We start from the raw sequence: 3373 nt of genomic DNA on the forward strand, positions 1-3373 counted from the left end.
GTTTCGGCAGGTTCAACATTCTGCTTCTTTGTCATTGCGGTCTCCAGGATCGCTTGGATGTGCTGGTGTTAGCGATTGCTGAGAAGTTCAGTAAGCATCCGGGCGGTGAAGTCAACCACCGGGAGGATTTTTGCGTAGTCCATGCGCAGCGGACCGATGACGCCAAGAGCGCCTTTGCTGGTGTCCGCCGCGCCAAATGGCGCGGAAATAAGGCCGTAGGGGCCTTTGGAAATGGCGGGGTCGTGTTTGGCGAAGGTGACGTTGGTGTGCCCGGCGTCGATGGTGCCGTCCAAAAGTTCCAGCAGGCGCGAGCGCTCGTCCAGAAGCTGGAGCAGTTCGCGCATGGTGTCCACGTCGGCAAATTCGGGCTGCGTCAGGACGTGGGCGGTGCCATCAAGGTAGAAGTCGCGCTCCGCGTCCATCTCAAAGGTGTCGCGCGCAAGGGTCAGCGCTTGCAGGTACAGGCGGTTCAGGCGGCGGTGGGCGCTTTTGAGTTCCAGATGGATATGGGCGCGTGCCTGCCCGAGGGTTTTCCCTGCGTAGTGGTGGTTCAGGTAGTTGCTGAACGCCGTCAGGTCGTCGCGGGTGACGCCGTGCTCCACGGGCACAAGGCGGTGCTCCACCATGTCGCCTTCCATAATCAGCACGGCCATCACCAGCCCCGTGCGCACGGGGACAAAGTCAAGGCTGCGCCAGCGCACGTCGGAGTGTCCGGGAGCAAGGACCATGCTCACTTGTTGGGACAGGGCGGCCAAAAGCCGCGAGGATTGCCGCAGGATGTCGGCAATCTCCAGCCCGGCCTTGTCCAAACTCTCGCGGATGACTTCGCGCTCCGTGCCCGCCAGTTCCGGGGGCGTGAGGACCGTATCCAAATACAGGCGAAAGGCGCGGGGCGTGGGAACGCGCCCCGCGGACGTGTGCGGCTGGGCCAGAAAGCCCTTTTCCGTGAGGTCGGCCATGGTATTGCGGATGCTGGCCGCAGACAGACCAAGCCCACAGCGCCGCGCAACGGTGCGCGAGCCTTGGGGCGTGGCTTGCCGTATGTAGTCCTCGACAATGGTGGTCAGGACTGCTGTCTCACGAGAGCTTAGGGGCATGGTGGTTTTCCGCTGCGGACGGCTGGCGTCCGGTGCTGTCTAGTCTATGGGCGTTTCCGGTGCCGTTTCACTGTACACGTATTCTTGCACGGCATGCACCCACGGCCGGGGCGTGATGCCCGTGGCCGCGGTAAAGCGGCTGGTATCGAGTACGGAGAATGCCGGGCGCGTGGCCTTTTGTGGGTACTCGTCCGTGGCAATGGGCGTGACCGTGCAGGGCAGGCCCGCCGAACGCACGGCCTCGCAGGCTAGTTCGCACCAGCTGGCGCGTCCGGAGTTGGTGATGTGAAAGATGCCCGTTTCGCCCGATGCCACAAGGGCGAGGGAATAGACCGCAAGGTCCGGCGTGTACGTGGGCGAGCCCACTTGGTCGTGCACAACGCCGAGGGTGTCGCGCTCCGCGCACAGGGACAGCATGGTGCGTACAAAGTTGCGCTTGTCCGGGCCAAACAGCCACGCGGTGCGGATGATGATGAGGCGGTGAAGCTCCTCGGCCATAAGGGCCTGCTCTCCGGCGCGTTTGGTTTCGCCATAGACGGAGCGCGGGGCCACGGTATCGTCCTCGGCGTAGGGCGTTTCCTTTTTGCCGTCAAAGACGAAGTCCGTGGAGTAGTGCACGAGGGTGACGTCCATATCCTTCACAGCGCGGGCCAGAATGCCCGGCAGGATGGCGTTGACGCGGCGGGCTTCCTTAGGTTCGTCCTCGGCAAGGTCCACCTGTGTGTAGGCCCATGTATTGAAAATAACGTCCGGGCGCGCGGTGGCAATAAAGTCCCGCAGCCGCTCCACGTCAAAGGCCCAGTCGCCGGGACGGGGGGTGGTGGTCACGTCCCAGCCTTTTGCGGTCAGGGCGCTTTTCAGGGCCATGCCCAGCAGTCCGGTGGCACCGCCCAGAACAAGCGCCCGTGGTAATTGCTCTTCACTCATCGTCTTTCCCCGTACCAGTCGTCCATAAAGGAGCGGTACTCGCCGCTTTGCACGCTGTCGCGCCATGCGCGGTGGTCGGTGTACCACGCAAGGGTTTCGGCAAGGCCGCGCTCAAAGTCGTACAGCGGCTTAAAGCCGAGTTCGTCCTTGGCGAGGGAATAGTCCATGGCGTAGCGGCGGTCATGCCCGGGGCGGTCCTTCACATAGGAAATGAGGTCATCGGGCTTGCCCATGGCGGACAAAATGGCGCGCACCACGTCGAGGTTGGCCTTTTCCGCATTGCCGCCAAAGTTGTACACCGCGCCGGGGCGTCCGGCCTTGAGCGCCATTTCCACGCCGCGGCAATGGTCGGTGACGTAAATCCAGTCGCGCACCTGCATGCCGTCGCCATAGATGGGCAGGGGCTTGTCCTGCTCGGCAAGGGTAATCATCAGCGGGATGAGCTTTTCCGGGAACTGCCACGGGCCGTAGTTGTTGGAACAGCGCGTGATCACGGCGGGGTAGCCGTAGGTCTTCCAAAACGAGCGGACGAACAGGTCCGCCGAGGCCTTGGAGGCGGAATACGGACTGTTTGGCTCAAGGGGGTGGCCTTCGGTAAAGGCGGGCGCGTCTGGGGCGAGGGTGCCGTATACCTCATCCGTGGAGATATGCACGAACCGTTCAATTCCGGCGTCCATGGCGGCGGTCATAAGCGTCTGCACGCCGAGGACGTTGGTGGTCACAAAGGGAGAGGGGTCGTGGATGGAGCGGTCTACGTGCGATTCCGCGGCAAAGTTGACCACGGCATCGGGCTTGTGCTCGGCGATGATGGCGCGCATGGCGTCCATGTCCGCGATGTCGGCCCGGCAGAAGGCGTAGCGCTTGCCTTCTTCGGCCTGCTCCAGCGGAATCATGTTCGCTTTGTTTCCGGCGTAGGTCAGCTTATCAACGTTGACGATTTCGACATCCGGGTTGGTGCCGAGCATATGGTAAATGAAATTGGTACCGATGAATCCGCATCCACCGGTGACGAGCAGTCGCATGTCCAATCCTTTGCTTGCTGGTTGCCGCTGGCATGTGCGCCAGCCCCGCCTCGTGCGGGAGTCCGGACCATATCTCCGGTACAGCGCAGACTCTAGCGTAAAATCGCCCGTCCGCAAAGTCCGGCAATTACGGAGGAAAAAAGGTCCATTTGGGGAAAATTGAAAAAATCCCTTGACCCTTTGGGGCTGTGGAGCTATCAACCATTTCCCGCAGCGACACGAGCACGAAGTCATGCAATATTGACAGGGTGCAGTCGCATGCATGGCAAAGTGGGCGATTAACTCAGTTGGTCAGAGTGCCATCTTCACACGGTGGAAGTCACTGGT

General features: G+C 61.8%; 3 protein-coding genes. All 3 read right to left on the minus strand.

The features are described 5' to 3' along the window. Window positions 1–68: 68 nt before the first annotated feature. The 3 genes from hrcA to rfbB are packed head-to-tail and all read right to left on the minus strand — an operon-like array spanning window position 69 to window position 3046. A complete protein-coding gene (hrcA, locus tag ACY69P_RS15385) occupies window positions 69–1097 on the minus strand; it encodes a heat-inducible transcriptional repressor HrcA (RefSeq protein WP_404843152.1) in 1029 nt (342 codons plus the stop codon). Window positions 1098–1136: 39 nt separating this feature from the next. Further along, window positions 1137–2024 carry a dTDP-4-dehydrorhamnose reductase gene (gene rfbD, locus ACY69P_RS15390; RefSeq protein ID WP_462328110.1) on the minus strand — a complete coding sequence of 296 codons (888 nt, stop codon included), beginning with the start codon at window positions 2022–2024 and terminating at the stop codon, window positions 1137–1139. Then, window positions 2021–3046, minus strand: a complete 1026-nt coding sequence (gene rfbB, locus ACY69P_RS15395) for a dTDP-glucose 4,6-dehydratase (protein ID WP_462328111.1) — start codon at window positions 3044–3046, stop codon at window positions 2021–2023. Before rfbB ends, rfbD begins: the two co-directional genes overlap by 4 nt. Window positions 3047–3373: the final 327 nt, after the last annotated feature.

Source organism: Desulfobaculum sp. (assembly GCF_054921475.1).